Origin of the sequence: Candidatus Clostridium helianthi, from assembly GCF_045310795.1 — a bacterium.
GTDB classification, from domain to species: Bacteria; Bacillota; Clostridia; order Clostridiales; family Clostridiaceae; genus Clostridium; species Clostridium helianthi.
This window is the reverse complement of record NZ_JBJIAB010000089.1, coordinates 1-2,692: the sequence shown is the minus strand read 5'-3', so window position 1 is coordinate 2,692 and position 2,692 is coordinate 1. Positions and strand designations below refer to the sequence as shown.

General features: G+C 31.4%; 1 protein-coding gene. It reads right to left on the bottom strand.

Features of this window, described 5'->3' with window-relative positions; translation table 11 throughout:
• Positions 1 to 113: 113 nt before the first annotated feature.
• The gene (gene ltrA / locus ACJDTP_RS27230) at positions 114 to 1,934 is read right to left on the bottom strand and encodes a group II intron reverse transcriptase/maturase (RefSeq protein ID WP_406762983.1); all 1,821 of its coding nucleotides are present in this window, start codon (positions 1,932 to 1,934) and stop codon (positions 114 to 116) included.
• Positions 1,935 to 2,692: the final 758 nt, after the last annotated feature.

The window sequence follows — 2,692 nt, the reverse complement described above, 5'->3', positions numbered from 1 at the left end:
ATGAATTATAGCAATAGGTAAGACTTTGATATTATCTCCATCTTTTCCCCTGCTTCACACCGTACGTGAAACTTTTGCTTCATACGGCGTTCCAACAATTTATTATCGTTTAATTAAATAACTGAATTTCCTACTAACTTTCTTAAAGAATTGACACGTTTTAGCCCTTGTTCATCAAGGGACAATAAACCTAGATATTTATTAATGGTTTCTAATTTTGTACAATGAATAAGTTTATGTGCTTTTCCACATATCCAAACTAAATTTGTGTATTCATCAGTACCACCATCACATTTCTGTTTCTTATGGTGACATTCCATGTAACCTATTTCCAAATCCATTCCTGTTATGTAGCATTTTCCCTGTTGTCCTGCAATCAATGATATTCTATTATCATGAAATTCAGCAGTATTATTTTCATTTGCTGTTCTTAGTAGGTAGTCAATTAAATGTTTATAACCTCTAAGATTTTTATGAATTTTCTCTCTACCAAGTTTTGTATAATTACAAATATCTTGAGAGAAATTCTTAGGCGGTTTGGTTTTACAACCATAGATTGGGAATATTGTGATATCATGAATTGTTCTAATTTTTCCATTATAGTTTCCATATAACCGTTTATAGGTTTCTGAAAATCTAGGTTTATCAGATATCCATTGCTTTAAGCGTATTTCCAAGGTTTTTGTGACTAAGAAATTTATTTTACTAAAGTCTAATGATATATGGGTTGCACTATTATAATAATTGTGGCTTCCTAATATAATTGAGTTTAATTTTGATACTTCTTTACTATTACCACTCTTCTGAATTTTCTTTACTTGTTCCTTTAGCTTGATAATAGTATTTTTTTTAGCTTTATCACACATTCTGCTTTGACAAACATATTTACCTTTTTTAGGCCGTAATGTTAATTTGAGTCCTAAAAACTCTGTATAATTTCTCCTCAAATTGGTTATCTTAGACTTATTAGGACTTATATCTAAGCCAAGTCTCTCTTTTAACCATAGTCTTGTAGCATTATAGATTTTCTGTGCAGTTTTGGGGTTTCGGCAGAATATTTTAAAGTCATCTGCATATCTCACAAACCATATTTCTTTTAGATTTGTTTTCTTTTGAGCGTGATAACGGTGCTCTGCTTTAGAGTATTTATGCTTTGTATCAAAAGTTTCCCATTGGGAACTAATCCACCAGTCAAGTTCATTTAGAACTATATTTGATAATAATGGACTGATTATTCCTCCTTGAGGGGTTCCTTTTGAGGGTATACCTACTTCTTGTATTTTTGATTTTAAGATTTTTCCGATTATACTAATTAAGTTTTTGTCTTGGATACCTAAACTCCACATTTGTTTCTTTAATTTACTGTGATTTACATTATCAAAGAAACCCTTAATATCTAAATCGACAACATAGTGCAGTTTAGCTTGATTCATTAAACTCATACTTCTAGCAATTGCATGGTCTGTTGACCTATTCGGCCTAAATCCATAACTATGTTTGTGAAATTTAGCTTCGCATATAGGTTCTAATACTTGTTTAATACATTGCTGAATTATTCTGTCTTCAATACATGGTATACCTAAAGGTCTAGTTTCAATTGAACCTTGATATTTAGGTATTTCAACTCGTCTGACACTTTTCGGTATATAGTTTGCTAATTTATTTTGAATGAGTTCAATAAATTTATCTAATTGCATTTCTTGGAAATAGCTTATGTTAAGATTATCGGTTCCAACTGTTGTTGAACCATTGTTCTTCTTAATATTTCTATATGCAAGTAAGATATTATTTTTAGATGTTATATACTGCATTAAGTACTTGAACCTTTTGTTGTTACAAGATTGTTTATATAGATCGTCAAATATGTTTTGCATTGTGTAATACTCGTTATTTCTTAGCAACTGTCTTTTCTCTAACTTTAAGCTTTCCTCCAAGTCTGTTACTTCCTCCTTTGTAATATTACAAATTTAGAGTCACATCTCTTACTCTTACTCGAACCTTGAATTTATTCAGTATTTAATTATCAAATAACAATTGTCTAGTGGCTATTGCTAAATTATCATTACAATAATTATTATTGCTTTATGCCACCACTCTCACTTAGATTAAGATACGTTATAGCAATTTAGCTTTTCCACATCACTATTTCACAGGCAGTAAAACCTCCATATTCTAAGCTTTCCTTGTTCCATTATTACTATCTTTGCATATATCCGTAGGTCGTTAGTATAGGCCTGTAAGTTTAATAGTGCCTGTAACACTATATGGACTTTCATACCGAAAATTTTTACTCATCCACACTCACTACACTTATGTGTTATATTCATTTCTGAATATTGCTTGTCTAGACCTGTACATTCCTAACTTCGTCAGTTCCTTATGGAACATCCTAACCATAGATATTTTATAGACACCCGACCTATCTTATACTCGACCACCTCTGGTTCGCATTTCGTGTAGGAATTAATTTTCTTCTACTTACGGTATAATCTCAGCCGACTTCACCGAGCTTTTAACATTTCAATATTTACTTACTGAAACGCTAATCGGAGTATTAGTGGAAACCCTTCAAGGCGTTACCCTATCATTTGATTTCTCATAATAACAGTTCTAATTTCTGAATTTAATCAACTAATTAGTCTAAGTTTTTCACTTAGAAACAAGTCGCACTTCCGGCAAGCTCCAACTTCAT